Raw genomic sequence first — 24,494 nt, 5'->3', positions numbered from 1 at the left:
AAAAGTTTTATCCTTGTATTTTTCGTAATATCCGATAAAATCCTGAGCAACTCTTAAAGCTGTCTCGTCTTTTTCTACAACCATTTTTCTATCAGGATGATATACCATGCTTTTTGTATTCATATCTATGATAAACACTATGCCGCTTGGACTGTCTTTTATCTTACTTAGAGATTTTCCAAGCTCATCTATAAGCATATCTATACCAAGGACAGCAGCTACTTTTCCTTCTATTATAACAGGTTTAATAACGCTCATCACCAAAAGACCTTTTGACTTGGTTACATAAGGAGCCGTAAATGCGAGTCCTCCTTTAGCAACAGCTGTTTTATACCAACCGCGAGTCCTCGCATCATACTGTTTATTTTGAGAGTTAAATACCGATATTTTAGGATCTCTTCTATCGTTAGCAAAAGATATGCTAATCATCTCGCCATCATTTGCAAATCCTATAAAAAACTCCTCCAAATTCATAAAGTTTGTGATATTTGCAAGGTCTTTTTGAAGAGCCTCTCTATCGCCCAAAAAAAGCTCTTGATTTTTCTCAAGATAGCTCACAGCATCCTCTACCGCTTTTATCCTACTACTCATATACTCATCAACAAATATGCCGCTCGCAAGAGTTGTTGACTCCTTTGAAATCTCCGTCACATCTAAAACTGAATTTTTAGTTTTGTTGTAATTTATAACCGCCATTATGGTAAATGCTATAGATAGTAAAACAAATATAAAAAAAGCTATCTTTGATGAAATTTTTCTAAACACGTTTAACTCCATTTTTTAAATTTCTTATATTAATTTTATTTTCTACTTTTTTCTTGAACCTGCCTGATGAAATGTTTTGCATTTTCAACAGGTATATCAGGTAAAATTCCGTGCCCCAAGTTAAATATATGAGGCGCACCATTCATCACGCTTAAAATTTTATCTACTCCCTCATCAATCGCAGATTTTGAGTATAGTCTAGTAGGTTCCATGTTTCCTTGAAGTACAAATTTTGGACTTAGTTTTGCTTTAGCAAGCTCTATCGGAGTACTCCAATCCACGCCAAAAACCTCGAAATTTCCATCTATCTTATCAAGATATCCGCTTATACCCTTTGGAAATACGATCACTGGAATTTGCGGAAATTCAGCCTTAAGTGCATCTACTATATCCATGATATACTTCCAGCCAAACTCAAAATACGCACTCATCTCAAGCGCAGCAGCCCAGCTATCAAAAATTTGCACCGCATTTACGCCGGCTTTGATCTGCTCTTTAATATATCCTATGAGAGCGGCCGTAACCTTGGCTAAAATTTGATGCATAAATTCTGGATTTGAATAAAGTAGTTTCTTACTAACCGCATAAGTTTTAGTCCCGCCGCCTTCAATCATATAAGTAGCTATCGTCCAAGGAGCGCCGCAAAAACCGATTAACGCTTTATCCTGAGCCAAATTTTGGCGAGTTAGCTTGATCGTATCATAAACATAGCTTAAATTTTTAATTGATTTTTGCACGTCAAGTCTGTCTAAATCCTCTCTTGTCTTGATCGGATCGCTAAAAACAGGCCCCTCGCCTTGCACGAATTTTAAATCCATGCCCATTTCAAGTGGTACGACCAAGATATCGCTAAAAAGTATCGCCGCATCAACGCCTAAAATATCAACAGGCTGGATGGTTACTTCACTTGCTTTTTTATAATCCTTGCAAAGCGATAAAAAATCTCCCGCCGACTTGCGAACCGCCATATACTCAGGCAAATAGCGCCCCGCCTGACGCATCATCCAAACAGGAGTATAAGGCGTAGGTCTTTTGAAACAAGCATCTACAAATATCATTAAATTTCCTTTAAATTTTTGCCGATTGTATCACATTTATTATTAAAGTATTTAAAATTTGACAATAAGCCGAGTATTATTTTTTCTGCGTATTTTAAAATTTCATTTACCAAATATTTTAAATATTCACTCCATATCGGCAATTTTAAAATTTATTTTAATTCTATTCTTGATTAAAATTATTAATTTTCTTACATAAAATTTAAAAACAAAGCTAGATTAAGAGCCTAAAACCCTTAGCTCGTCAAGTAAATTTTGTAAATTTATACAAGAGAGTTTGTTTTGCATAGCGTTTTGCGCGGCTAAAAAATGTCCGCTTAGCAAATTTTGAATTTGCCCGCCGAGAGGACAAGCGGCAGGGGATTTTTGATGTATTTTAAAAAGCTCTTTTTGATCCGAATTTACAGCGTTATAAATATCTAGTAGCGTAATTTCACTTGGCTGTTTTAGCAAGGATAGTCCGCCTACACCGGGAGAAGTTTTTATCAATTTAGCTTTTTTCAAAAGAGCCGTGATATTTCTTACGATTACGGGATTTACCCCTATACCCTCAGCCAGAAATTCGCTAGTGTTTTTATCCTCTTTAAAAAACTCAACACTCAAAAGAATATGAACCGCGATTGAAAATTTTTGCCCTATTTGCATTTTTACCTAAAAATATTTTTTCGTTATTCTAGCTAAAAATAGCAAATTTTACGGGCAAAAACATAAATTTCAGCCGCTTACCGCAGTTAGGCACCTATTTATATAGTTTTGGTTTTTTATCTCGTCGATTATCGCCAAGGCAAGGTCAGGATAGCTTATGTAGCTTTGGTTGTTTGAATTTAAAATAATCTCATCACTTCCGATTTTATATTTACCCGTTCTAGCTCCGCCTTCATCGTAATTTAGAGCAGGCGAAACATAAGTCCAAAGTGTATCTTTTCTATCTTTTAGCTCACAAAAAGATCCTGCGTCAGCCTTTGCTACATCTAAGTATTCAGTCGGAAAATCAGGCGCGTCCATTAGCATTACTTTGCGGTCGCTATCTACATAAAGAGTTCCTGCTCCACCCACTATAAATAGCCTAGTTTTGCTCCCGCTAAGAAGATCGGCAAGATGCTTGGTGTGCTTTGCATGAAGATGAAAAGTCTCTTTCGTCCATACGGCAAATGCGCTTATAACTACGTCAAATTCGCTTAAATCTTCTTTATTAAGCCCAAACACGTCTTTATAAACGACCTTAACTTGATCGTTTTTATACTCTTTGTTTCGCACGATAGCGGTTACTTCATAACCTTGAAGCAAGGCTTCTTTTACCAACTCTTTGCCACTCTTTCCGTTTGCGCCTATGATAGCTACTTTTTTCATTTTAGATCCTTTAAAATTTTGTTGTAATGTTTTTAATTATAACTTATGAGCGAAGTCTATCTAATTTTTATTGTAATGTCAATAGTTACAACTAATTTTAAATTTGACATCGAATTTAAAAGCTTATAAAATTTAGCTTAATTTAAACAAAGGAATTTCATGCAAAATAGCGCTTTTAAAACGCTAAAACTCATCGCTAAGCAAAATTTCAAAAAGCTATTTTTAGCATTTAGCTTGGTGCTTGCCGAAAACGGACTGTTTCTTATATATCCGTTGCTAGCAGGTATCGCCATAAACGCCATCATAGAAGGCAAAGTCTTGCTAGCGCTTACTTATTCGCTCATGGTCTTTATAGGATGGGGCATAGGAGCTGCAAGAAGGCGTATCGACACACAGGTATTTACTAAAATTTATGCAGATCTTGCCGTAAAAGTCATAATGAGCGAGAAAAAAGACTCAAAAAACGACTCCGTAATAATAGCAAGAGCGAATTTGTCACGGGAATTTGTGGATTTCTTCGAGCAGCATTTTCCTATGCTTTTTACTTCGGCGGTTTCTATTTTCGGCTCTGTGGTTATGCTATTTTTTATCGAATTTTACGTGGGTCTGGCAACATTTATAATAATTGTTATATTTGCTCTTTTGCTGCCAAGGTACATAAGCAAAAACGACAAACTCTACTTAAGACTAAATAACCAGATAGAAAAAGAGGTTAGCAGGATAAAAGAAGCTAGAGAAAACAAGCTAAAAAGGCACTACAAGCTGCTTTCGCTATTAAGAGTAAGGATATCAAACCGCGAAGCGATGAGCTTTTTAATCATCGGCATAAGCGCCGCCGTACTTTTTAGCCTAGCTATCATAACTCTTGCAAACGATAAAGCAACCGCGGGACATATCTACTCGGTAATAACATACCTATGGACATTTGCAATAAGCCTTGATGATGCACCAAACCTCATCGAGCAGTTTTCAAAACTAAAAGATATAGGCAGACGTATAAATGCCAATATTGCATAAACTAAAAGCGATCATGGTTGATTGAAGTTTTATACACAACTTTAATAATAACAAATATAACCGTCAATGAGAGTTCTAATAAACTTTAGCAACAACGCTTTTGGTAGCTTCTATCTTTTGATCTGCCCAAAGAACAACATCTTTTATAACTAGTTTTTGGACGGCTTTGATAAAATCGTTCATAAATTCGTAGTCAGGTTTATTATCGTCTTTTACAAGAAGTAAAATTTTAAATTTTAAACTTTGCGAACTTCGTAATTTTTTTCCGTATGAAAATTTCCCAAATAAACTTTTAGATATTGCGGTAGCAAAATAAAGCATAGTTTGGTATGGATATTTTTTACTTTCATTCCAATACACACCTGTGTCGTCTCCCGCACCAAAATCATAATTTCTATAAAAAGTGTTGCCAAAAATATCTATTGTAATTGAGTTTTTAGGGAATTTTGCGACAGGATTTGATATGTAATTTACTACCCCTGTATTAGTCACTCCGGACATTACAAAAGGTATTAAGCCATTTTTTTGGTTTTCCTTCTTTAGTCTTCTGCCCTGCTTTATATTATCAAACAAGCTATCTAAAGTAAAATATTCACTCGCTACCCCCCCCCATTTGCTAAATTCATCAAATTTAGCCAAAGCGTCTTTTTCTTTATTCGTTAGATTATAGTTTTTAAGTCCCGTTACCGCAAGATACGCTTCGAGTTCCTCGATGAAGCTTTGCATAAACGCAAAGCTTATTTTGCCTCCTAAAGTCGGCAAAATTATATTAAAGTTACCTTCTCGCAATTTTGAACTAGAAAGCTGATTCCCATACCCAAATTTTCCACGAAAAGTATTTTTAATACAACTAGCAACATAAAGTCCTGAGCTTGACGTAAATTCATTCCCTTTAAATTTAAGCACATGTACTTTCATTTCCACACTAGCCAAATATGGATGATAAAAAACATCGCCAAAGAAATTTACAGATATAAAATTTTCATAATGCCTAGCTCCATTTACACCAAGTGTATCATAAGAGCCTATAACCCCATTGTCTTCACTCTTTGCCGATATCCTTTTAATTTTTCCATTGAATAAAATATTAGAATTTAAGAGAGAGCCTGTCTTAATATCAAACAAATCCCCTATTCTAAACTCTTCAAATTTCCCACCGCTAGCTTTAAATTCCTGCTCTAATTTTTCTATTTTTTTACTAAATCCGCTCTCCCGGGGACTGTCCTTTTTTAAAATTTGCGTTACTTCCCATGCTAGATAATCGCTCACGGTCTTTTTAAAATCCGCCAAAGTAGGCTTTGCGTCTATCGGACGGGACTGATTCCAATCTGCTCCATTTTTTGGGTCAATTGTTGATTCATAATACTCATTTAAACTAAAGATGTCTAGTTTAGAGCTTCCAAAGCGGACTAAATTTACAAGCTCTTCGTAACGCTCTTTAGCCCTATCGGTATCTTTTAAATTATTGCTGGCTTTTTTACGATTTGAACGAGTATAGCCGTCGTTTGAAAAATCTATAAATTTAACGATCTCGTCTTTTTCGTGTTTCTCGCCGACTTTAAAAACATAGATATTCGTTTGAACGCTTGATTTTCCTACAAAAAGATCAACCGGCATTTTTATGCTTGCTATTAAAGTGTTACGAGTTAAAATTCGCTTGTTTATCTCACGAGCTTTACCGCTGCCTGCCGAATTTTGAATAATAATCGCTGCATATCCGCCGCTCATCATATTAAGGGCGGTTTCTACAAAGACCATTCCATTGCCTTGTGCAGAATACGGCGGATTTAGCACAAATGCAGTCGCCGGAAATTTTTCATTTTGCATATTAAATCCGTATTTTCCGTCAAAATCGGTTAAAGAATCTTTGTTTAAAATATTTGAGCTTCCATCGCCCATCATTATCATATTTAAAATAGCCAGCATATAAACACTTGAAAGTAGCTCTAAGCCTAAAAGCTGATTGGCCTTAATGCAAGCCTCTTTCGCGGCTAATTGATCGGGAGACGATATTGAATTTTTAGCGTCTTTTAACATCTCATTCATAGCGGCGACCAAAAGTCCCGCCGAACCCGTAGCAAAATCCCAAACATAGCTATCTTTATTTACACGAGCTAGTCTAACTAAAAGAGTGGCTACATAAGAGGGTGTAAGCACGACATCGTTTAACTTGTCTTGAGTAAAGCCTAACCAAGAATACATCTCATTAAAAAGCTTACCCGTAAAGTCGGTGGTAAGTCCTATTTTATAGTAAATTCCAAGATCATCTACTATCTTGCTAAAAACTCTTTTTAGCTGAGTTTCTCCGTTTGCTATCTTATTTATATTTTCCGTTAAAATCGTATTTGACAGAGTGCGGATGATAAGGTCTTTTTTCTCATTGGGCAAATTTTTATAGTCCAAAAAAGCCTTAATCTTTCTCATCAAAATTTCACCGTCGGTATTGCCTTTTTCGTTAGAAGATCTTAAATCTGATTTTTCTAACGGAGCTACTTTACCGGGTATGCCAAGAGTAGCTATGATAGAAGCGGCAACTAGATAAACACGATCATTTTCTCCGAGTCCTTTTTCGTTGTTATAAATGTCATTATTTAACTTTACTAAACTCGCATCTATCTCGCGTTCTCGTTTCTGCTTTATTTTTTCAAGCTCATCGTGAGATAAATTTAAATTTTTAAGTCAATTTGTAAATTGAGTAAAATTTTCTTTTTTTAAAAATGAAAGATCGCTAAATTCACCGACTTTACGACCGACTCCCAAATTTGATTTTGACACGTAATAAACGCCGATTTGAGTTTTTAGAACGTTTTTATTATCTTTATGTCCAGTAACTCCGATAGCAACTATATCGGTATAGCTAGTATGATGAAGCAATGCATTGGCGTAATGCACTGCGCCGTTTACGGCGTAAGAATTTATATTTTTTAGATTCGGTTCGTTTTTGGCGGTGCGATTTTCTATATTGCCGTCTATATCTAGCTTTTCAAGTCTATCTTCATAGCCTTTGTATTCAATTAAAACAGGAAAGAAATTTAACTTATTGTCCTGCAAAAGCAATTTCGCATCCGGACGATTTGCTCCTGCTCCGCCGTTTTTCGTAAAATACTCTTTTAAAGCGTTATCTATCTCGCTATTTAAGCTTTCTTGTTCTAATTTATAATCAAGTCCGTATGATTTTAACTGTGAATTTATAAAATCAGCCACATTTGGCTCTACGCTTTGTACTGCCATTTTTCGCCTTTAGAAATTTTATTTTGGTAGTTTAGCTAAGTTTTTCTTAATATTAAAATCGTATTTATGCAGATTTTAAATGATTTTTGGGCAAAATAAAAGCCAAAATTTAAAGTAAAGTAAAAATTTAAATGAAAAACATAAGAAATTTCAGCATCATCGCCCACATAGATCACGGCAAAAGCACTCTTGCAGACCGATTAATCCAAGAGTGCGGAGCGGTAAGTGACCGCGAGATGAGTAGCCAGATAATGGACACGATGGATATCGAAAAAGAGCGCGGTATCACGATAAAAGCTCAAAGCGTGAGACTTGAACACAACCTAAACGGCGAAAAATATATCTTAAATCTAATCGACACTCCGGGACACGTTGATTTTAGCTACGAAGTAAGTAGAAGTCTAGCAAGCTGCGAAGGAGCCCTGCTTGTGGTTGATGCAAGCCAAGGAGTCGAAGCTCAAACGATCGCAAACGTCTATATCGCACTTGAAAACAACCTTGAAATCATCCCCGTGATAAATAAAATTGACCTTCCGGCGGCCGATGCCGAGCGCGTTAAAAACGAGATAGAGCACGTTATCGGGCTTGACTGCTCCAACGCTATCGAAGTAAGCGCAAAAAGCGGCATAGGCATAAAAGAGTTAGTTGAGGCTATCATCACGCGAATTCCGCCACCTCACGGAGGGCTAAAAAGCCCGCTTAAGACGCTGATTTACGATAGTTGGTTTGACAACTACCTTGGCGCGCTGGCTCTTGTGCGCGTATACGACGGCGAGTTATCCAAAAACGACGAAATTTTGGTTATGGGAACGGGCAAAAAGCATATCGTGCTTGATCTTATGTATCCAAACCCAATCGCGCCGATTAAGACAAGCAAGCTAAGCGCGGGCGAAGTAGGCATAATCGTACTTGGACTTAAAAACGTAAGCGACGTACAGGTAGGAGATACGATAACGCTTGCCAAAAATCCGCTTAAAGAGCCGGTCGGCGGTTTTGAGAGGGCAAAGCCATTTGTATTTGCAGGACTTTATCCGATAGAAACGGACAAATTTGAAGATCTGCGCGACGCTCTTGATAAGCTTAAGCTAAACGACAGCTCTATAAGCTACGAGCCCGAGACTTCTGTGGCTCTTGGATTTGGCTTTCGCGTTGGATTTTTGGGACTACTTCATATGGAGGTCATCAAAGAGCGTTTAGAGCGTGAATTTGACCTTGATCTGATAGCAACTGCACCGACCGTAACATACGAAGTCATCCAAACGGACGGGCAAATTTTAGAGATTCAAAACCCAAGCCAGCTTCCGCCTGTAAATAAAATCGAGATGATAAAAGAGCCTTACGTGCGCTCGACCATCATCACGCCGAGTGAATTTTTAGGCAATATCATCACGCTTTTAAACAACCGCCGAGCGATTCAGACCAAGATGGACTACATCACGCCAGAGCGTGTGTTGCTTGAATACGATATACCGATGAATGAGATCGTAATGGACTTTTACGACAAGCTTAAATCAAGTACCAAAGGCTACGCAAGCTTTGATTATGAGCCTAGCGAGTACCGCGAAGGAGACCTAGTGAAGCTTGATATCAAAGTTGCGGGAGAAACGGTAGATGCGCTCTCTATCATCGTACCTGAAAGCAAAGCTCAAAGCAAGGGTCGAGACTTCGTAAAAGCGATGAAGGAGATCGTGCCAAGACAGCTTTTTGAAGTGGCTATCCAAGCAAGTATCGGCAATAAAATCATAGCGCGCGAGACGGTCAAATCAATGGGCAAAAACGTCACTGCAAAGTGCTACGGAGGCGATATCACGCGTAAGAGAAAATTGCTTGAAAAGCAAAAAGAGGGCAAAAAAAGAATGAAAGCCATAGGCAAGGTAAATTTACCGCAAGAAGCGTTTTTAAGCGTGCTTAAGATAGATTAAGGCTTAAATTAGGGCTAAATTTCGCAGGCGGAATAAAATTTGCTTTGATTAATATAAAATTTTAAGGATACAGAATGAAATTTAAGACGATTTTTTTGATGATAGCGGCGGCTTTTTTATTTTTAGGTTGCTCTTCAAAGACAAGCGACGGACCTGTTTTAGCCGGCAACGTCTTTAGCTCATCTTCAAGCGATGCTAAATTTCACTTCGAAGAAGTCATGAAGATCCCTGTTGATTGCAGCTCCTGCAAGGGCTCGGGAGACACGGTAACGATAAACGGCACAAAATACAGAAGCGACGTTGCCATAAAATGCTGCCTTAAAAAAAATATGATAGACACGAAAGTCGCGCTTAAAAAGATCTATTTACACAGGATAACCGACGAAAGAGAGGATGTTCAAAGCATAAAATACATAAGAGCCAACGGAAGCACGGTTATATTTAACTCAAATCCAAGGCTTGAGCTTTTATTTTATATGTTTTTAAAGCAAGAGCTACTCTCGCGAGGCATCCTTGTAGTAGAAGATCAAACCTCGCCTTACACTTATAGACTGGATTTTGCCTTTACCGAGCTTAAAGGCGTTTACAGCAGAAACCAAGAGCAGCTAAATTCTCAGCTTTTTGGCGTGCTTAAGATCAAAAATATAAACTTCAGCAGAATGCTAAACATCACTACAAAACAAGAAGTAAAAAAGCTTGCAGTAAGCAGGACAGGACAGTTTGACATCTACGTATCCTTGCTGGTAAAACAAGCAGCCAACAAGGTCGCGGAAGAAATTTCAAAGATGTAAGGTAAATTTATGAAAAAATACATCCTGTCGGTCTTGATCGCTTTTGCTTTTTTAGGCTGCTCTAAAAGAAGTGATGTGATAAATTTAAGCCCATATCAATCAAATTCAAGCAACCTAGGATTCAATAGACAGATTCATATAAATAGCGTAACAGATATGCGCCAAAACAAAAGTGTAATAGCTACAATTACCGATTCAAAGGGAAGTGTCAGCGAGTATGTCACACTTCAAAACGATATTAAAGCTTGGCTACAAGACGGCATCACAAACGAGCTAGTAAGGCTTGGTGGAAATGTGAGTAATTTTTCAAACGATCTAATAGTAGATATAAAGATAGTTGAACTAAGGGCCAATTTAAGCGGATATGGCAGTGATAACCTAAAAGGCAATGCTAAACTCCTGCTTACAATTAAAAAAGGAGAGACTACTATTACAAAAAACGTAGCCCAAAGCCAGACAAAATTTGCACTTATTCACACAAGCGGAGTTTTTGATAAATTTTTGAATGAGCTTTTAAGCGATATTGTAAAAAGAGCTGCTCTTCAAATTATAAAAAGCTAGATGCGTTGTGTTAATTGTGGAAATTTTAACCTAAAAATAATCTGCAAAACTTGCGCTAATCATCTTCAAAACTCATCTTTAAGAACTAGAGTTTTAGAAAATGAATTTAAAATTTACAGTTTTTTTGATTATTCTGAAATTAAAAATTTGCTCGCCTCAAAACATAAATTTCACGGGAATTTTGTTTATAAATTTTTAGCAAATTTAAGCTTTAAACAGTTTGCTAAAGAGTTTAAATTCGGCTCTTTTATAAATGCGGTTGCGATAGATGATAGAGTTAAGTTTGACTATTCTCACACGGCAATTTTAGCAAGAGCTCTTAAAAATAAGGAGATAAAGCCACTTTATGCCAGCTTACATGCGACTTCAAATTTAACCTATGCAGGAAAAAACTTAGCCTATCGCCTCAAAAATCCAAGAAATTTTAAAATCAACAAAAAGCCCAAATTTCCAGTTATCCTAGTCGATGACATAATAACCACAGGAACAACAATTTTAGAAGCCAAAAACACACTTGAAAAAGCTGGAGTTCAAGTACTATTCGCACTAGTATTAGCCGATGCAAAGTATTAGTATTTAGCAACTTTTTATCAAATTTAAGCTAAAATCTATGAGTTAATTTTAAGGATACAAATGGAAAATATATTTGAAGCAAATCAAGATATCGAAGTTATAGACATAGAAGACTCTATAAAAGCAAGCTATCTAGACTACTCTATGAGCGTCATCATCGGACGCGCACTTCCTGACGCAAGAGACGGGCTAAAGCCTGTTCACAGAAGAATTTTATACGCCATGAACGACCTTGGCGTGGGCTCAAGAAGCCCGTATAAGAAATCAGCCCGTATAGTCGGTGACGTCATCGGTAAATACCACCCGCACGGAGATACTGCGGTATATGACGCGCTTGTGCGTATGGCTCAGCCGTTTTCTATGAGATACCCAAGCGTGGACGGTCAAGGAAACTTCGGTTCAGTCGATGGCGACGGCGCTGCTGCGATGCGTTATACCGAAGCTAGGATGACGATACTAGCCGAAGAGCTGCTGCGAGATATAGATAAAGATACGGTTGATTTTATCCCAAACTACGACGATAGCACTGTTGAGCCGGACGTTTTGCCTGCCAGAGTGCCGAATTTGCTTTTAAACGGCTCAAGCGGTATCGCGGTCGGTATGGCTACAAATATCCCTCCGCACAGCCTTAACGAACTAATCGATGGGCTTTTGCTTGTTCTTGAAAACAAAAATGCGACTCTTGAAGAGGTTATGGAGCATATAAAGGGCCCGGACTTCCCCACAGGCGGCATAATATTTGGCAAAAAAGGTATTATCGAAGCCTACCGTACAGGTAGAGGTCGCGTAAAGATAAGAGCAAAAACTCACATCGAAAAAAAGCCAAACAAAGACGTGATCGTAATTGATGAGCTACCATATCAAACAAACAAAGCGCGCCTCATCGAGCAAATCGCAGATCTAGTTAAAGAAAAGCAGATAGAGGGCATCAGCGAGGTGCGCGACGAGTCCGACAGAGACGGAATCCGCGTAGTTATTGAGCTAAAACGCGACGCGATGAGCGATATCGTGTTAAACAATCTCTTTAAATCAACCACAATGGAAAGCACCTTTGGCGTGATAATGCTTGCGATCGATAACAAAGAGCCTAAAATTTTTGGACTCATTGATCTGCTTAAGCTATTTTTAAATCACCGCAAAACGGTCATAATCAGACGAACTATTTTTGAGCTTCAAAAAGCGCGTGCAAGAGCCCATATATTAGAAGGTCTTAAAATCGCACTTGATAATATCGATGAAGTAATAGAACTTATAAAAAATAGCCCTGATACGAATTCGGCCAGAGATGGATTGATGGCTAAATTTGGACTTAGCGAGCTTCAGTCAAATGCGATTTTGGATATGAGGCTAAGCAAGCTAACCGGTCTTGAGCGCGAAAAACTTGATAACGAGCTTCAAGAACTACTATCCGAGATAGCAAGACTTGACGAAATTTTAAAGAGCGAAACCTTGCTTGAAACACTGATTAGAGAAGAACTCATCGAAATAAAGAGCAAATTTAAAGTTCCGCGCGTTACCGAGATAGTGGACGATTATGACGATATCGATATCGAGGACTTGATACCTAATGAAAACATGGTCGTAACCATAACTCATCGCGGATACATCAAGCGAGTGCCAAGCAAGCAATACGAGAAGCAAAAGCGAGGCGGCAAGGGCAAAGTAGCCGTAACTACCTACGATGATGACTTCATCGAAAGCTTCTTTACTTCAAATACTCACGATACGCTGATGTTTGTAACCGATCGCGGACAACTCTACTGGCTGAAAGTTTATAAAATTCCTGAGGGAAGTCGCACAGCAAAAGGCAAAGCGGTGGTAAATCTAGTTCAACTTCAGCCTGATGAAAAGATCATGGCTATCATACCGACGACTGATTTTGACGAGAGCAAGTCGCTTGCATTCTTTACGAAAAATGGTGTAGTAAAACGCACAAATTTAAGCGAGTTTAAAAATATCCGCTCTATCGGTGTTCGCGCTATAAGTCTAGATGAAAACGACGAGCTAGTCACAGCGCTAATCGTTGAAAGCGACGAAAATGAATTTATACCGTCTATAAGTGATGATGAAAGCGTAGAGGTGGTGCAAGAAGAGCAAATTCAAGATGAAAATTTAGATGAAAACGCTGATAACGCAGCGGCAGGAAAGATGCTATTTATCGTTACCAAAAAAGGAATGTGCCTTAAATTTAACGTTAGCAAAGTTCGCCAGATGGGAAGAACTGCTCGTGGCGTAACCGGAATTAAGTTTAAAGAACTAGGCGATGAAGTCGTAGGCGCAGCGGTAATCGAACACAACGAACAAGAGGTGCTTAGCATATCTCAAAAAGGTATCGGCAAGCGCACAACTGCTGAAGAGTACCGCTTAACAAACCGCGGCGGCAAGGGCGTAATCTGCATGAAGCTAAACAACCGCACAGGCGATCTTGTAGGTGTCGTGATGGTCGATGAAGAGCAAGACCTGATGGCGCTAACTTCAAGCGGAAAGATGATAAGAGTCGATATGCAAAGCATCAGAAAGGCTGGACGTAACACAAGCGGTGTAATCGTCGTAAACGTAGACGGTGATGACGTAGTAAGCGTAGCGAAATGCCCTAAAGAAGAAAGCGACAGCCAAGAGTTTGAAGCGGGCGAAGAAAACGGCGAAGATAGCGGTAGTATTTTGGAATAAATTTTGCTTAATCAAATGAAATTTATAAAAAGGTTATAAAATGAAGAGTTTTTATGTTGCGATAGTTGGCGTAGCTATGCTGATCATGAGTGGTTGTTCCAGTAAGGACGTCACTGCAAATATGGCACAGCAAGATGTTGTTGTCCAAAAAGTCGATAAAGACGATATCAGAGATGTGATGAGACAAGAGAAGATGATATATGACACAGCTCCGGCAGAAGCTTCTTTTAGCGCTGTTGGAGAGGGCATAGCACCGCTTAACACAGTCTCTCAAGCTCAGTCTTTAGCCCTTGCAAAACGTGCGGCAATAGCTGATGCGCACAGACAGCTTGCGGAAAAACTTTACGGCGTTAAAATAAACTCAAAAGATACAGTAAGAGACGCGATGCTAAGGGACTCAACTATCACAGCCCAAGTAAGCGGTCTTATCAAAAACGCCTCTATAGTCGAGCACGACTTCAAAGATGGTTTGTATCGCGTTAGAATGGAACTTAAGTTAGATCAAAGCAAGTGGCAAGAAATTTTTGCTTATTAATCCTTATAATAACCAATTTTTTTGGCTCGGAGGAGTTTATCCTTTGGGCCAAAATTTCTACTAAAAATCACATTGTAAATTACGAAAATTTCGCTATCTCAAAGGCTATGGTTTTAACCGGTCTTGAAGATGAGTTTTTGTGCGAAATAGATGAAGAAAAAGATAAAAAAGATAGCGCTTTAGAGTATTTAAATTTACATAAAGAAAAGCTGTTTGAGTGCTTTTTATCACAAAAATTTAAGGTTCAGGACTTCTATACTCACAGCCAAAATCCACAAGGAATAAATCTACACACCAAAACGGATACTACGCTTTTGCCGATTCGATTTACTATTAAATTTAAGCCAAATTCTGCTATTATCGGCGTATTTAAGATAAAAGAGTAGGTTATGAATGTAGTCATTGTCGAAGATGACATAAATATGCGAAAATCCCTTGAAATAGCACTTGGCGAATACGAAGAGCTAAAAATAAAAAGCTACAAAAGTGCCGTTGAAGCGCTTAAAAAGATGAGCGATGAGACTGATCTTATCATAACCGATATAAACATGCCTACGATGGACGGACTAGAGTTCATAAAGACGCTGGATGGCAAATTTGATGTGATTATCATGACGGGCAACGCCACCCTTAACAAAGCTATCGAGAGTGTAAGGCTTGGAGTAAAAGATTTTTTAACAAAGCCTTTTGATGTCCAAACTCTTTATCAGGCTATAAAAAGAGTTGAAATTTTAAATCAAAAAACGCCTTCAAATTTAAAAAAACAAAGCGAAAAAAAAGAAGAAACTAAAGGCGACTTCTACGCTACTTCACCAAAGCTTGATAAGGCTTTAAACATAGCCAAAAAAGCGGCAGCAACGGACGTAAGCATAATGCTTATGGGCGAAAGCGGCGTTGGCAAAGAGCTCTTTGCAAATTTCATACATAAAAACTCGCCTCGCGCAAACAAGCCTTTTATCGCACTAAACATGGCAGCCATCCCTGAAAATCTCATAGAAAGTGAGCTTTTTGGCTTTGAAAAGGGAGCTTTTACCGACGCTTCCGCGCAAAAAAAAGGTCAATTTGAGCTTGCGGACGGCGGAACTTTGTTTTTAGATGAGATCGGCGAGATGCCTATATCTCTTCAACCAAAGCTTCTGCGTGCACTGCAAGAGCGAGAGATAACGAGGCTTGGCGCGACTAAAAGCACAAAGATAGACGTTAGGATCGTATGCGCGACTAATGCAAATTTAGAAAATTTGATAAAGCAAGGCAAATTTAGAGAAGATCTCTTTTACCGACTAAATACTATCCCGGTGCTCATCCCACCGCTTAGAGAGCGAAAAGAGGAAATTTTACCAATCGCAAAAAAAGCGCTTGAAAGCTCGTGCTCTGAATTTGGCTTTAACACCAAGAAATTTTCAAAAGAAGCCGAAGCCGAGCTTGAAAGCTACGAATTTCCGGGCAACATAAGAGAGCTTATCTCAGTAGTTCAAAGAGCTGCGATCATGAGCGAAGGTGAAGAAATTTCAGCTGCGGATCTGTTTTTACAGGCTAGAAGGGTAAAAGACAAAGAGACGATCAAGCAAGAGCTCATCATAGATGTGATAAAAAGCGTGGATGGAAATATAAAAGAGGCTTGCGAAATTTTAAATTTAAGCGAAGAAAATTTGCGTGACAAACTTGATAAATACGGTATAAAGGAATGGCTATGAGAAAATTTAACGTTGCTGTGGTGGGTGCTACAGGGGCTGTGGGAGAAGAGATATTTCGCGTGATGGAAGAGGTAAATTTCCCGGTGAACGAACTTTTACCGCTTGCAAGTGCAAGAAGTGCTGGAAGCGAAGTCGAGTTTAACGGCAAGATGTATAAGGTCGTTGAGCTTACAGAGAGTGTATTTGACGAGCACGAGATCGATATAGCGTTTTTTAGCGCTGGTGGCTCTATATCGGCTAAATTTGCGCCATTTGCAGCACAAAGCGGAGCTGTAGTTATAGATAACACAAGCCACTTTAGAATGGAAGCAGATATCCCGCTAGTGGTGCCTGAGTGCAACCCGCAAGATATCGCGCAGTGGACAAATCGCGGCATAATCGCCAACCCAAACTGCTCAACCATCCAAATGGTGCAGGTTCTAAAGCCGCTTGATGACGCATTTGGAATAAACCGCGTGGATGTGGCCACATATCAAGCAGCAAGCGGCGCAGGCAAAGAGGGTATGGAAGAGCTTGTTCTGCAGCTTCAAAAATTCTTTGAATTTAAGCTTGACGAGTGCGAGCCGAAGGTTTTTGCCCATCAACTTGCGTTTAACCTCATACCGCACATCGACGTGTTTTTAGATAACGACTACACAAAAGAAGAGATGAAAATGGTTAATGAGACTCAAAAAATCCTTCACAAAAAGATGGAGGTAAGTGCTACCTGCGTTAGAGTGCCTGTGCTTAGAAGCCACTCGGAAGCCATCACTATACATTTTGACAGAGACATAGACGCAGCGCGTGCAAGAGAGATACTAAAAAACGCGCCAAGCATCGTTATAGAAGATGAACCGAAAGAGAAAATTTATCCTATGCCGCTAACTGCAAGCAACACAAACGACACTTACGTCGGCAGAATTCGCAAGGATAACTACCGAAATAACGTGCTTCATCTTTGGTGTGTAGCCGATCAAATTCGCGTAGGAGCTGCGACAAACGCGGTAAGAATCGCGCAAAAATGGATTGAACTACAAGACTAGCTATAAATTTAGCCGTAAAATCATATATAAATTTTACGGCTACCGCTTAATATTATGATTTATTTTTCTAATTATTTTTGCAAATTCAGTCAAAATATTATAGAATGTCGACTCTTAAAATTTAAGGAGATTTAATGCTAAAGAGTATATTTGGAAGGCTAATGTGGTCAAGCAGAATTTTTGCCATCTTGCCTGTAATATTTTGTCTGCTTGGGGCTATAGTGCTGTTTATTATCGCAAGTTACGATATTTTTGTTATCTTTGGAGATATTTACGCTTACTTTTTTAAAGGGCATCATCCTGAGAGCTTTCACTCGGATGTCGTAGGGGTCATAGTGGGAGCGATAGATCTTTATTTGATGGCGTTAGTGCTTTTTATATTTAGCTTTGGAATTTACGAGCTTTTTATCGGTGAAATCGAACATATGAAAGACTCAAGACACTCTAGCGTGCTTGAAGTGCATTCGCTAGATCAGCTAAAAGATAAGCTGGCAAAAGTAATAGTAATGGTTTTAATCGTAAATTTTTTCCAAAGAGTCCTACATGCAAATTTTAATACACCTCTTGAAATGGCATACCTAGCAGTGTCTATTCTGGCTCTTTGTTTAGGACTTTATTTCCTACATAAAGGTGAACATTGATTTAAAGAGCCCTTAGCTAGCTCTTTAAATCATCTATAACCAATCCATTTTTAAAAAATTCACAACTAATCGTATCTTTATCAAAAATATCTCTTTTATGATGTGTGATTATCACAAAAGCTCTATTTTTTTCGTTTAAATTTTTTAAAACAAGCTCGCTTTTATGGCTATCAAGCTCATTAAACGGCTCATCAAAAAGATATATATCGGCATCCCTTACTAAAGCTCCGGCTATTGCCACAAGCCTCTTTTCGCCGCCCGAGAGATTGTAGATAGAGCGATCCTTAAGGTGTGAAATTTCAAATTTTTCTAAAATTTCAGTAGCATTATTTTGAGCTATTTTAGCATCCACTCCTTCGGCCAAAAGCGAAAAAGCCACATCCTCAATTACGCTTGGAGCTATAAATTGATCGTTGCTATTTTGAAAAAGATATGAAATTTTTAAATTTTCTTTTATTATGACCTGTCCGCCTGTTGCACTATTAATAGATGCTAAAATAGATAAAAATGTGCTTTTACCAACTCCATTTGCACCATAAATTAAAATTTTAGAATTCTTTTTGATATCTAAATTTATATTTTCAAAAATAGTTTTTCCATCAAATCCAAAGGATAAATTTCTAACCTCTATTATATTTTCCATCTCTATCCTACAAATTTATAAATCCTAAAACCAGCTGCAATCAAGGTCAAAATCAAAAGCGAAATTTCACTTAAATTTGCTCTTTGCATATCCAAAAAACTTATATATCCTTTATATCCCCTAACTCTCATAGCAGAGTAGATTTCAAACGATCTATCAAATCCATTAACTATAATCTTTCCAATCAAATTAGCATAGGCCCTATAGGTAAAAATAGAAAAATTTACCTTTACACCACGCACTTGTAAAGTGTTTGGTATCTTAGAAATTTGATTTAAAAGCTCTTCAAATAATTTGCTGTTTATAATCATTACCGCTAGTAATTTTTGAGGAATTTTTATAGAATAAAGAGCTTTAATTAAAAAGTATTGATTCCTGCCCAAAAATAGGCTAAGCACTAAAAGAAGTATCAAATTTGTCCTTATAAAAACTACTTTTGCGATAAAAAAATCACCGTTTAAAATATATGAAAAAACAACAAAAAACAAAAAAACATCAAGCGTTAAAAGCCAGGTTAAAACTTTAAATTTATTCTCTGCAAACAGCAAAAATGCAAGCAACGGGATTAAAAAGTCAAGAGGATAAAATTCGCTAGCCGAAAGCAAAAAAATATCATAAATCAAAACTATAAAAAGATAGCAAACCGGCTTACTCATAAGAAATTTAGTCTATATTTCATGATAAATTTAAGAGTAAATAGAGATATTAAGCCCTCTATTATCATAAGTGGCAAATTAAATAAAATTATCATATATACTGCATAGTCAAGATGCACACTATTTAAAATCAAAACTCCAACCAATAGTAAAACACTAAAAAATACGGGCAAAAATCCGCCAACAAAAGAGACAAAATTTAGATGAGTTGTTATCTTGGGTCTTAAAAAATACCACAGAAAAACCGCCGGTCCAGCTATAATAAGAGTATTTACGCCAAGCACTCCTATACCGCCAAATCCGTAAAGTAAAGCCTGAAAAAAAAGAGCTATAAATATAGCCAAAAATCCGTTCACACCACCTATAGCGCCTATAAGACCACTAAAAAGCAGATGAACACTAGTTGGCCCTACCGGAATATGGACAAAAGAACCTATGAAAAATAAAGATGTAAGCATGGCGACTTTCGGTATCTCTTGAGAATTCATTTTGTATAGAGCATATGCACTGATTACGCCAGATACGACCCAGCCGGCTACTAAAATTTCGCTATTTAAAATTCCCTCAGATATATGCACCTATCACGCTTTTTTAGATTTAATTAGCACAATGATACCAAAAATTCCAAATATTATGCCTATAACGCTTAAAATCCCTAAATACTTCTGATAAACAGGCTCTTTATATCCGCTTAGGCTACCTTCATCTACATTTAAACTAAATTCTTTATCATGGCTTCCATGATCGCTACTTGCACTGATTTTAACCCTATACTCTCCGCTTCTAGGTGGCAAAAATGCAAAATTTCCACCACTATCAAGCTTGGATGTTAGAAGAGGTATAGCCGACTCACCCTCGTATATGACTATACTCGCGTAAGCGGCTGGGATTTTTTCTGAAAAATTTGCGTTTATTATTACGGCTTTGTCCTCATGGACACTATAAAAGAGTCCGTGCGAGAACAAGGCCGAGAGAAATAGTGAAAGAAGGGGTAGGATTCTCACTATTTAACCTCAAATGATATTGAGCTTTGGATAAGTAGCCTTTCGGCTTTCGGGTCTGTAAATATAGGCTCTGCACTCTTTGCTGCGATAATATTTAGACCTTTTTCCTTAATAGGAATTAGCGCAATGCCAAATTTATTAGTGACTGTTTCAAGATCGTCTTTTGCAGTCTCAAAACCAGCACCCTCAAGAGGTTCGCCATCTTTTAAAACCAAAACGGGCAAAGACTCTCCAACTCTAACCTCTAAAGGATTTTTTAACGCTATAACTTCTAGTTTTAGTCCTATAGGATTTAAAAATTTCTCATTCCAAGAAAAATATGTTTTACCGATTTTTATACTCTTAATAGCGTCAAACACGATGCCTTTAGTCTTTACTTTATCTCCTACTATATAGCCATCGTCAGTCTGCACCCAGTAGTTTGCATCAAAAAACATAGTTACTATTGCAGGAGCTTTTTCTGTCAGTACTTCAGGAGCTTTTTTAGCATCATTAAAATTATAAGCTATGCCGGTTTTGATACGATTTAAATTCTCATCATAAGCCTTTGCTCCCAAAAGTTGTTCTGAAGAGTAGGATTCAAATTTATCATGAGCCCAAAATTTTACTTCAAATTTATTTTTACCTACGCTATTGGCAATAACCTGATGAGCCTGAGCGGACATCGTAAGTCCGATAATAAAAACGGCGGTGCTAAATAATATTTTCTTAAACATAGTATTCCTTTAGTAATAAATTTCTATATTTAGTATTATATAATTAGGATATTTAAATCTATATAAAAAAATATATAATTTATAAACAATAGATTATATATGAGTAATTTATATTTTTCCGGAAGCCAAGTCGGCAAATTTAGACAAATTCACCGACTTTAATTTTATAAAAATAGAGAATTTACACTTTCATTGTGATATACGCGTCTTATAACCTCTCCAAATATAGGTGCTACGCTTAAGACCTTTATTTTTTCATGCTGCTCTTTTAGAGGTATGGTATCAGTTACCACAAGTTCATCTATGGCATCACTTTTTAATCTCTCATAAGCAGGTCCACTTAAAACCGCATGAGTGCAACATGCCATCACACTTGTAGCGCCTTTTTCTTTAAACACTTCGGCAGCCTTTACTATAGTGCCTGCAGTATCTATCATATCATCTACCAAAATCACATCTTTTCCGGCAACATCGCCTATTACATTCATTACCTCGCTCTCATTTGCCTTTTCGCGGCGTTTATCTACGATTACTATATCAAGATCAAGTGTTTTAGCCACGCTTCTAGCACGAGCCACTCCACCTATATCAGGGCTTGCAATGATTGGATTTTTTAAATTTTTATTTTTTATATACTCGTTAAATATTATTGAACCATAAAGATTATCCACCGGAATATCGAAAAATCCTTGAATTTGTCCGGCATGAAGATCGATTGTGACGACACGATCTATGCCTGCAACCTGAATCATATTTGCCACAAGTTTTGCAGTAATTGGTACCCTAGGAGCCGCCTTTCTATCCTGTCTTGCATATCCAAAATATGGAATTACAGCCGTTATAGAGCTTGCCGAGCTTCTTCTTAAAGCGTCCGTTAATATTAAAAGTTCCATTAAATTTACATTAGCCGGAGCGCAGGTAGGCTGAATTACAAATATATCCTTGCCGCGCACACTTTCGCCTATTTGCACGCTTATTTCGCCATCGCTAAAACGCTTTATCGATGACTCGCTTAGCGGGAGAGAAAGGTATTGAGATATTTTTTTAGAAAATTCAACATTTGCCGTACCGGAAAAAATTTTATAACCTCTCATAAGATTTTGCCTTTGTGTTTTTTAAGATAGCCCATTTTACCAAAACGAACCTAAATTTAAATATCCTATTTAGTATAAATTTAAGGCTTAGCTTTATATTCATATCCTCTTTAAACCTCACAAACTCGCTTTTAGCATCTTTTAAGGCTCTTTTAGTGCAGTCTCATTCAATGCGGTTTTTGATGAGCTTTTGGATATTTTAGATCTTTTATCTCTCCATTTTTTGCAAGCGTAGATTGTATATGACCAACACCTTATTATCTTAGTTTGAGTGCTTTTTCGAGATAGCGCTTATGCTTTTTATAGCCAATTTTATCAAAGCGAGTTTCTGGCAATATCATTTCTATTTAGCTTTGCTAAATTTTGCCGGATAAACCACCTATCTTTAAACTTATATTTAAATTTTGATCAGTAGATCAAACGGAAGTTGTCAGATTTAAATATACCAAGAGAACTTGCTGCTCTATTTTTAATGCTCTTTTTGAACTAGGCGGTTTTTTAGGATCTAGCTTTTTAGCTCTTTGCAAACTCTTTTATTGCGAGCTTTATCATAGGCTCTGATTCTATTGCAAACTCAATTTCGCAAACAACAGATATTAAATTTCTTCAACTGCCGACTAAAGTTTTAACACTATATCTATCAAATTTAAATCAATTTTTATAGACTTTTCAAGTATGATATAAAAATTTTTAAGTAAATTTATTAAAGTGTATCCGCCTGAAATATAGATAGAAAGTGCAATAAAAATCGAGTAATAGCAGAGCGAGAAAAATTTTATCCATCTAAATTTACAATCTTTCATAATCTTAGATGAATTTTAAGGTTTGTTTGCTTAAAACATATAAATTTTATTTATTAATCAGACTATAAACCCACTCCCTATAACAAAATCACCTCTGTAAAATACGGCAAGTTGTCCGCTGGCAACTCCGTAAGCGCTCTGCTTTAAACTTATCTTTGCAATATCATCATCTATAACAACATGAGCCTGAAGCGGTATGCTTCGGTATCTTACTTTAACCTCACACTCAAATTCACTCTCATTCACAAACATATTTAATTCTTTGACTAACACTTCGCTCTTTTCAAGTTCGCTTTTAGTGCCCACCACTATCTGGTTTTTTGTGGCATCAATAGATAAAACAAAATGTGGTTCGTGTGCACCAAACACTTCAAAACCTCGTCTTTTACCTATGGTATAGTGCATATATCCGCTATGTCTGCCTATAATTTTACCTGAGGCATCTACCACATCTCCCGGCAAATTTGTATCATAATGCCTATTTAAAATATCAATATATGTAGTATCCACAAAGCAGATTTCGCTACTCTCGGCCTGCTCGCCAAATTCTTTAAAGTCAGGTAAATTTTTAGCCATCTCTTTGATATCGCTCTTCATCTTGTCTCCAAGAGGAAATATCATATCGGCTAAAACTTCTTTTGGAACTTGTGCAATAAAGTAGCTCTGATCCTTATTCAGATCCCTTGCTGTCTTTATTAATCCGTTTTCAATTTGCACATAGTGTCCCGTAGCTAGCTTTTGACATCCTATACTTTTAGCAAATTTCAAAAGCTTACCAAATTTTATAAATTTATTACACAAAGCGCAAGGATTTGGAGTTTTACCCTCTTTGTAAGTATCTATAAAAGGCGAATATACATATTTATTAAATTTTTCTTCAAGGTCTAAAATATGCATCTTAATACCCAAGAAATCACATACTTTCTCTACTTTTTCTATGTTTTTTTCGTGATATCCGGGTTTTTTGTGCAGTTTCATATAGCAACCCACGATCTCATGCCCCTGCTCTTTTAACATCTTAGCACTCATCGTAGAATCCACTCCGCCACTCATAGCTATTAAAATTTTCATATCTTCCTTTTTGAAATACTTTGGATAAATTTATCTCATTTCATAAAATATCATTAAATTTTTAAAATCTCTTCTGAAATTTTTTTAAGATCATCGGATATTTCGTAGATGTTTAGATCCTCTTTGCTGATAGATTTTTCATTTATTAAAGTAGTTTTAATAAAGTCATCCAATTTACTCCAAAATTCACTTCCTATGAGATAAATTTTAGATTTTTTTCTACCGATTTGAGCTAATACTAAAATTTCAAACAGTTCATCTAAAGTTCCAAATCCGCCTGGAAATACTAAAAATGCCTTTGAGCGCTCAATAAGGGCAAATTTGCGTGCGTTTAAATTAGAAAATACAAATTTGTCGGTAGCATACGGATTTGTAACCTGCTCGAAAGGAAGCACGATATTTAGCCCTATGGAAGGACTCTTGCCACTATCATAGGCGGCTTTATTGGCAGCCTCCATTATGCCGCCTCCCCCTCCACTTATTATGGCAAAACCCTCGCTAGCCAGAGCGAAAGCCAGTTCATAAGCCATTTTACAATATTTATTATCAGGCTCAAATCTAGCAGAGCCAAAAAAGGTAACACTAGGATTTTTATAAGCTAAAAAATCTCTAAATTTGCTTAAATCATTTAAAATTTCTTCCATCAACTCTCTTTAAATTTTCTTATTTTAAAAACG

The 24,494-nt window shown here is 37.2% G+C and carries 25 protein-coding genes and 1 pseudogene; 11 read left to right on the top strand and 15 right to left on the bottom strand.

The window, feature by feature from the left end; translation table 11 throughout:
• From CDOM16190_RS03820 to CDOM16190_RS03805, 4 genes are all read right to left on the bottom strand, one after another.
• Positions 1-765 (bottom strand): cache domain-containing protein (locus tag CDOM16190_RS03820; protein WP_170018944.1); only part of this gene is annotated, 765 nt, incomplete at its 3' end.
• A 35-nt stretch (positions 766-800) separates the two neighbouring features.
• A complete protein-coding gene (hemE, locus tag CDOM16190_RS03815) occupies positions 801-1,823 on the bottom strand; it encodes a uroporphyrinogen decarboxylase (protein ID WP_170018943.1) in 1,023 nt (340 codons plus the stop codon).
• A gap of 219 nt (positions 1,824-2,042) precedes the next feature.
• Complete coding sequence (locus CDOM16190_RS03810) at positions 2,043-2,468, bottom strand: Rrf2 family transcriptional regulator (protein WP_169942624.1); 426 nt, start codon at positions 2,466-2,468, stop codon at positions 2,043-2,045.
• Between the two features lie 69 nt (positions 2,469-2,537).
• Positions 2,538-3,173 (bottom strand): NAD(P)-dependent oxidoreductase, encoded by a 636-nt coding sequence (locus CDOM16190_RS03805; RefSeq protein WP_170018942.1) that lies wholly within the window; start codon positions 3,171-3,173, stop codon positions 2,538-2,540.
• Positions 3,174-3,332: 159 nt separating this feature from the next.
• Between CDOM16190_RS03805 and CDOM16190_RS03800 the strand changes: the two genes are divergently transcribed.
• The gene (locus tag CDOM16190_RS03800) at positions 3,333-4,190 is read left to right on the top strand and encodes an ABC transporter six-transmembrane domain-containing protein (RefSeq protein ID WP_170018941.1); all 858 of its coding nucleotides are present in this window, start codon (positions 3,333-3,335) and stop codon (positions 4,188-4,190) included.
• Positions 4,191-4,265: 75 nt separating this feature from the next.
• Here CDOM16190_RS03800 and CDOM16190_RS10905 read toward each other — a convergent pair whose 3' ends face one another.
• On the bottom strand, positions 4,266-5,315 hold the full coding sequence (locus tag CDOM16190_RS10905) for a restriction endonuclease subunit S (protein ID WP_249934107.1): 1,050 nt from the start codon (positions 5,313-5,315) through the stop codon (positions 4,266-4,268).
• Positions 5,316-5,405: 90 nt separating this feature from the next.
• Positions 5,406-7,421 (bottom strand): annotated as a pseudogene (locus CDOM16190_RS10685) (HsdM family class I SAM-dependent methyltransferase); the annotation flags it as partial.
• A 131-nt stretch (positions 7,422-7,552) separates the two neighbouring features.
• Here CDOM16190_RS10685 and lepA point away from each other — a divergent pair.
• From lepA to CDOM16190_RS03745, 10 genes are all read left to right on the top strand, one after another.
• Positions 7,553-9,343, top strand: a complete 1,791-nt coding sequence (gene lepA / locus CDOM16190_RS03790) for a translation elongation factor 4 (RefSeq protein ID WP_170018940.1) — start codon at positions 7,553-7,555, stop codon at positions 9,341-9,343.
• Positions 9,344-9,417: 74 nt separating this feature from the next.
• Positions 9,418-10,134, top strand: a complete 717-nt coding sequence (locus tag CDOM16190_RS03785; RefSeq protein ID WP_170018939.1) for a hypothetical protein — start codon at positions 9,418-9,420, stop codon at positions 10,132-10,134.
• Between the two features lie 9 nt (positions 10,135-10,143).
• Positions 10,144-10,695 carry a YajG family lipoprotein gene (locus tag CDOM16190_RS03780; RefSeq protein ID WP_169973302.1) on the top strand — a complete coding sequence of 184 codons (552 nt, stop codon included), beginning with the start codon at positions 10,144-10,146 and terminating at the stop codon, positions 10,693-10,695.
• Positions 10,696-11,268, top strand: coding sequence for a ComF family protein (locus CDOM16190_RS03775; protein WP_170018938.1), 573 nt, complete (start codon positions 10,696-10,698; stop codon positions 11,266-11,268). It abuts the gene before it with no gap.
• Between the two features lie 60 nt (positions 11,269-11,328).
• Positions 11,329-13,938, top strand: a complete 2,610-nt coding sequence (gyrA, locus tag CDOM16190_RS03770) for a DNA topoisomerase (ATP-hydrolyzing) subunit A (RefSeq protein WP_170018937.1) — start codon at positions 11,329-11,331, stop codon at positions 13,936-13,938.
• A gap of 40 nt (positions 13,939-13,978) precedes the next feature.
• Positions 13,979-14,473, top strand: a complete 495-nt coding sequence (locus tag CDOM16190_RS03765; protein WP_170018936.1) for an LPP20 family lipoprotein — start codon at positions 13,979-13,981, stop codon at positions 14,471-14,473.
• Positions 14,449-14,859, top strand: a complete 411-nt coding sequence (locus tag CDOM16190_RS03760) for a hypothetical protein (protein ID WP_169973311.1) — start codon at positions 14,449-14,451, stop codon at positions 14,857-14,859. The genes CDOM16190_RS03765 and CDOM16190_RS03760 overlap by 25 nt, the downstream gene beginning before the upstream one ends.
• Before the next feature lie 3 nt (positions 14,860-14,862).
• Positions 14,863-16,167 (top strand): sigma-54-dependent transcriptional regulator, encoded by a 1,305-nt coding sequence (locus CDOM16190_RS03755; RefSeq protein ID WP_170018935.1) that lies wholly within the window; start codon positions 14,863-14,865, stop codon positions 16,165-16,167.
• Positions 16,164-17,189: an aspartate-semialdehyde dehydrogenase gene (locus CDOM16190_RS03750; RefSeq protein WP_170018934.1), complete on the top strand. Its 1,026-nt coding sequence runs from the start codon at positions 16,164-16,166 to the stop codon at positions 17,187-17,189. The genes CDOM16190_RS03755 and CDOM16190_RS03750 overlap by 4 nt, the downstream gene beginning before the upstream one ends.
• Positions 17,190-17,323: 134 nt before the next feature.
• A complete protein-coding gene (locus tag CDOM16190_RS03745; protein ID WP_169973317.1) occupies positions 17,324-17,830 on the top strand; it encodes a YqhA family protein in 507 nt (168 codons plus the stop codon).
• A 16-nt stretch (positions 17,831-17,846) separates the two neighbouring features.
• Here the strand turns inward: CDOM16190_RS03745 and CDOM16190_RS03740 are convergent, their stop codons facing one another.
• The 9 genes from CDOM16190_RS03740 to CDOM16190_RS03705 form a co-directional block, all read right to left on the bottom strand.
• On the bottom strand, positions 17,847-18,473 hold the full coding sequence (locus CDOM16190_RS03740; protein WP_170018933.1) for an energy-coupling factor ABC transporter ATP-binding protein: 627 nt from the start codon (positions 18,471-18,473) through the stop codon (positions 17,847-17,849).
• A 2-nt stretch (positions 18,474-18,475) separates the two neighbouring features.
• A complete protein-coding gene (locus CDOM16190_RS03735) occupies positions 18,476-19,129 on the bottom strand; it encodes a CbiQ family ECF transporter T component (RefSeq protein ID WP_169973321.1) in 654 nt (217 codons plus the stop codon).
• Positions 19,126-19,707, bottom strand: a complete 582-nt coding sequence (cbiM, locus tag CDOM16190_RS03730) for a cobalt transporter CbiM (protein ID WP_169973323.1) — start codon at positions 19,705-19,707, stop codon at positions 19,126-19,128. The genes CDOM16190_RS03735 and cbiM overlap by 4 nt, the downstream gene beginning before the upstream one ends.
• Positions 19,708-19,710: 3 nt before the next feature.
• Positions 19,711-20,133, bottom strand: coding sequence for a hypothetical protein (locus CDOM16190_RS03725; RefSeq protein WP_169973324.1), 423 nt, complete (start codon positions 20,131-20,133; stop codon positions 19,711-19,713).
• Positions 20,133-20,849 carry a DUF4198 domain-containing protein gene (locus CDOM16190_RS03720; protein ID WP_169973325.1) on the bottom strand — a complete coding sequence of 239 codons (717 nt, stop codon included), beginning with the start codon at positions 20,847-20,849 and terminating at the stop codon, positions 20,133-20,135. Before CDOM16190_RS03720 ends, CDOM16190_RS03725 begins: the two co-directional genes overlap by 1 nt.
• Before the next feature lie 164 nt (positions 20,850-21,013).
• The gene (locus tag CDOM16190_RS03715; RefSeq protein ID WP_170018932.1) at positions 21,014-21,943 is read right to left on the bottom strand and encodes a ribose-phosphate pyrophosphokinase; all 930 of its coding nucleotides are present in this window, start codon (positions 21,941-21,943) and stop codon (positions 21,014-21,016) included.
• Complete coding sequence (locus CDOM16190_RS10820; RefSeq protein WP_260952209.1) at positions 21,930-22,064, bottom strand: hypothetical protein; 135 nt, start codon at positions 22,062-22,064, stop codon at positions 21,930-21,932. The genes CDOM16190_RS03715 and CDOM16190_RS10820 overlap by 14 nt, the downstream gene beginning before the upstream one ends.
• 739 nt (positions 22,065-22,803) lie before the next feature.
• Positions 22,804-23,817: a tRNA 2-thiouridine(34) synthase MnmA gene (gene mnmA, locus CDOM16190_RS03710; protein ID WP_170018931.1), complete on the bottom strand. Its 1,014-nt coding sequence runs from the start codon at positions 23,815-23,817 to the stop codon at positions 22,804-22,806.
• Positions 23,818-23,870: 53 nt separating this feature from the next.
• Positions 23,871-24,461, bottom strand: a complete 591-nt coding sequence (locus CDOM16190_RS03705) for an LOG family protein (RefSeq protein ID WP_170018930.1) — start codon at positions 24,459-24,461, stop codon at positions 23,871-23,873.
• Positions 24,462-24,494 lie beyond the last annotated feature (33 nt).

It is taken from the genome of Campylobacter sp. RM16190 (assembly GCF_012978835.1).
In the GTDB taxonomy this organism is placed as follows: Bacteria; Campylobacterota; Campylobacteria; order Campylobacterales; family Campylobacteraceae; genus Campylobacter_A.
The sequence above is the reverse complement of the archived record's forward strand: the minus strand, read 5'-3'. Positions and strand labels throughout refer to the sequence as shown.

Excerpts from the sequence above, each read along its gene's own strand:
- lepA (WP_170018940.1), top strand. The coding sequence starts at position 7,553 with ATGAAAAACATAAGAAATTTCAGCATCATCGCCCACATAGATCACGGC.
- CDOM16190_RS03805 (WP_170018942.1), bottom strand. The coding sequence starts at position 3,173 with ATGAAAAAAGTAGCTATCATAGGCGCAAACGGAAAGAGTGGCAAAGAG.
- CDOM16190_RS03780 (WP_169973302.1), top strand. The coding sequence starts at position 10,144 with ATGAAAAAATACATCCTGTCGGTCTTGATCGCTTTTGCTTTTTTAGGC.
- CDOM16190_RS03720 (WP_169973325.1), bottom strand. The coding sequence starts at position 20,849 with ATGTTTAAGAAAATATTATTTAGCACCGCCGTTTTTATTATCGGACTT.
- gyrA (WP_170018937.1), top strand. The coding sequence starts at position 11,329 with ATGGAAAATATATTTGAAGCAAATCAAGATATCGAAGTTATAGACATA.
- CDOM16190_RS03775 (WP_170018938.1), top strand. The coding sequence starts at position 10,696 with ATGCGTTGTGTTAATTGTGGAAATTTTAACCTAAAAATAATCTGCAAA.
- CDOM16190_RS03765 (WP_170018936.1), top strand. The coding sequence starts at position 13,979 with ATGAAGAGTTTTTATGTTGCGATAGTTGGCGTAGCTATGCTGATCATG.
- CDOM16190_RS03755 (WP_170018935.1), top strand. The coding sequence starts at position 14,863 with ATGAATGTAGTCATTGTCGAAGATGACATAAATATGCGAAAATCCCTT.
- CDOM16190_RS03785 (WP_170018939.1), top strand. The coding sequence starts at position 9,418 with ATGAAATTTAAGACGATTTTTTTGATGATAGCGGCGGCTTTTTTATTT.
- CDOM16190_RS03800 (WP_170018941.1), top strand. The coding sequence starts at position 3,333 with ATGCAAAATAGCGCTTTTAAAACGCTAAAACTCATCGCTAAGCAAAAT.
- CDOM16190_RS03705 (WP_170018930.1), bottom strand. The coding sequence starts at position 24,461 with ATGGAAGAAATTTTAAATGATTTAAGCAAATTTAGAGATTTTTTAGCT.
- CDOM16190_RS03715 (WP_170018932.1), bottom strand. The coding sequence starts at position 21,943 with ATGAGAGGTTATAAAATTTTTTCCGGTACGGCAAATGTTGAATTTTCT.
- CDOM16190_RS03740 (WP_170018933.1), bottom strand. The coding sequence starts at position 18,473 with ATGGAAAATATAATAGAGGTTAGAAATTTATCCTTTGGATTTGATGGA.
- CDOM16190_RS03735 (WP_169973321.1), bottom strand. The coding sequence starts at position 19,129 with ATGAGTAAGCCGGTTTGCTATCTTTTTATAGTTTTGATTTATGATATT.
- CDOM16190_RS03810 (WP_169942624.1), bottom strand. The coding sequence starts at position 2,468 with ATGCAAATAGGGCAAAAATTTTCAATCGCGGTTCATATTCTTTTGAGT.
- mnmA (WP_170018931.1), bottom strand. The coding sequence starts at position 23,817 with ATGAAAATTTTAATAGCTATGAGTGGCGGAGTGGATTCTACGATGAGT.
- hemE (WP_170018943.1), bottom strand. The coding sequence starts at position 1,823 with ATGATATTTGTAGATGCTTGTTTCAAAAGACCTACGCCTTATACTCCT.
- CDOM16190_RS03745 (WP_169973317.1), top strand. The coding sequence starts at position 17,324 with ATGCTAAAGAGTATATTTGGAAGGCTAATGTGGTCAAGCAGAATTTTT.
- CDOM16190_RS03750 (WP_170018934.1), top strand. The coding sequence starts at position 16,164 with ATGAGAAAATTTAACGTTGCTGTGGTGGGTGCTACAGGGGCTGTGGGA.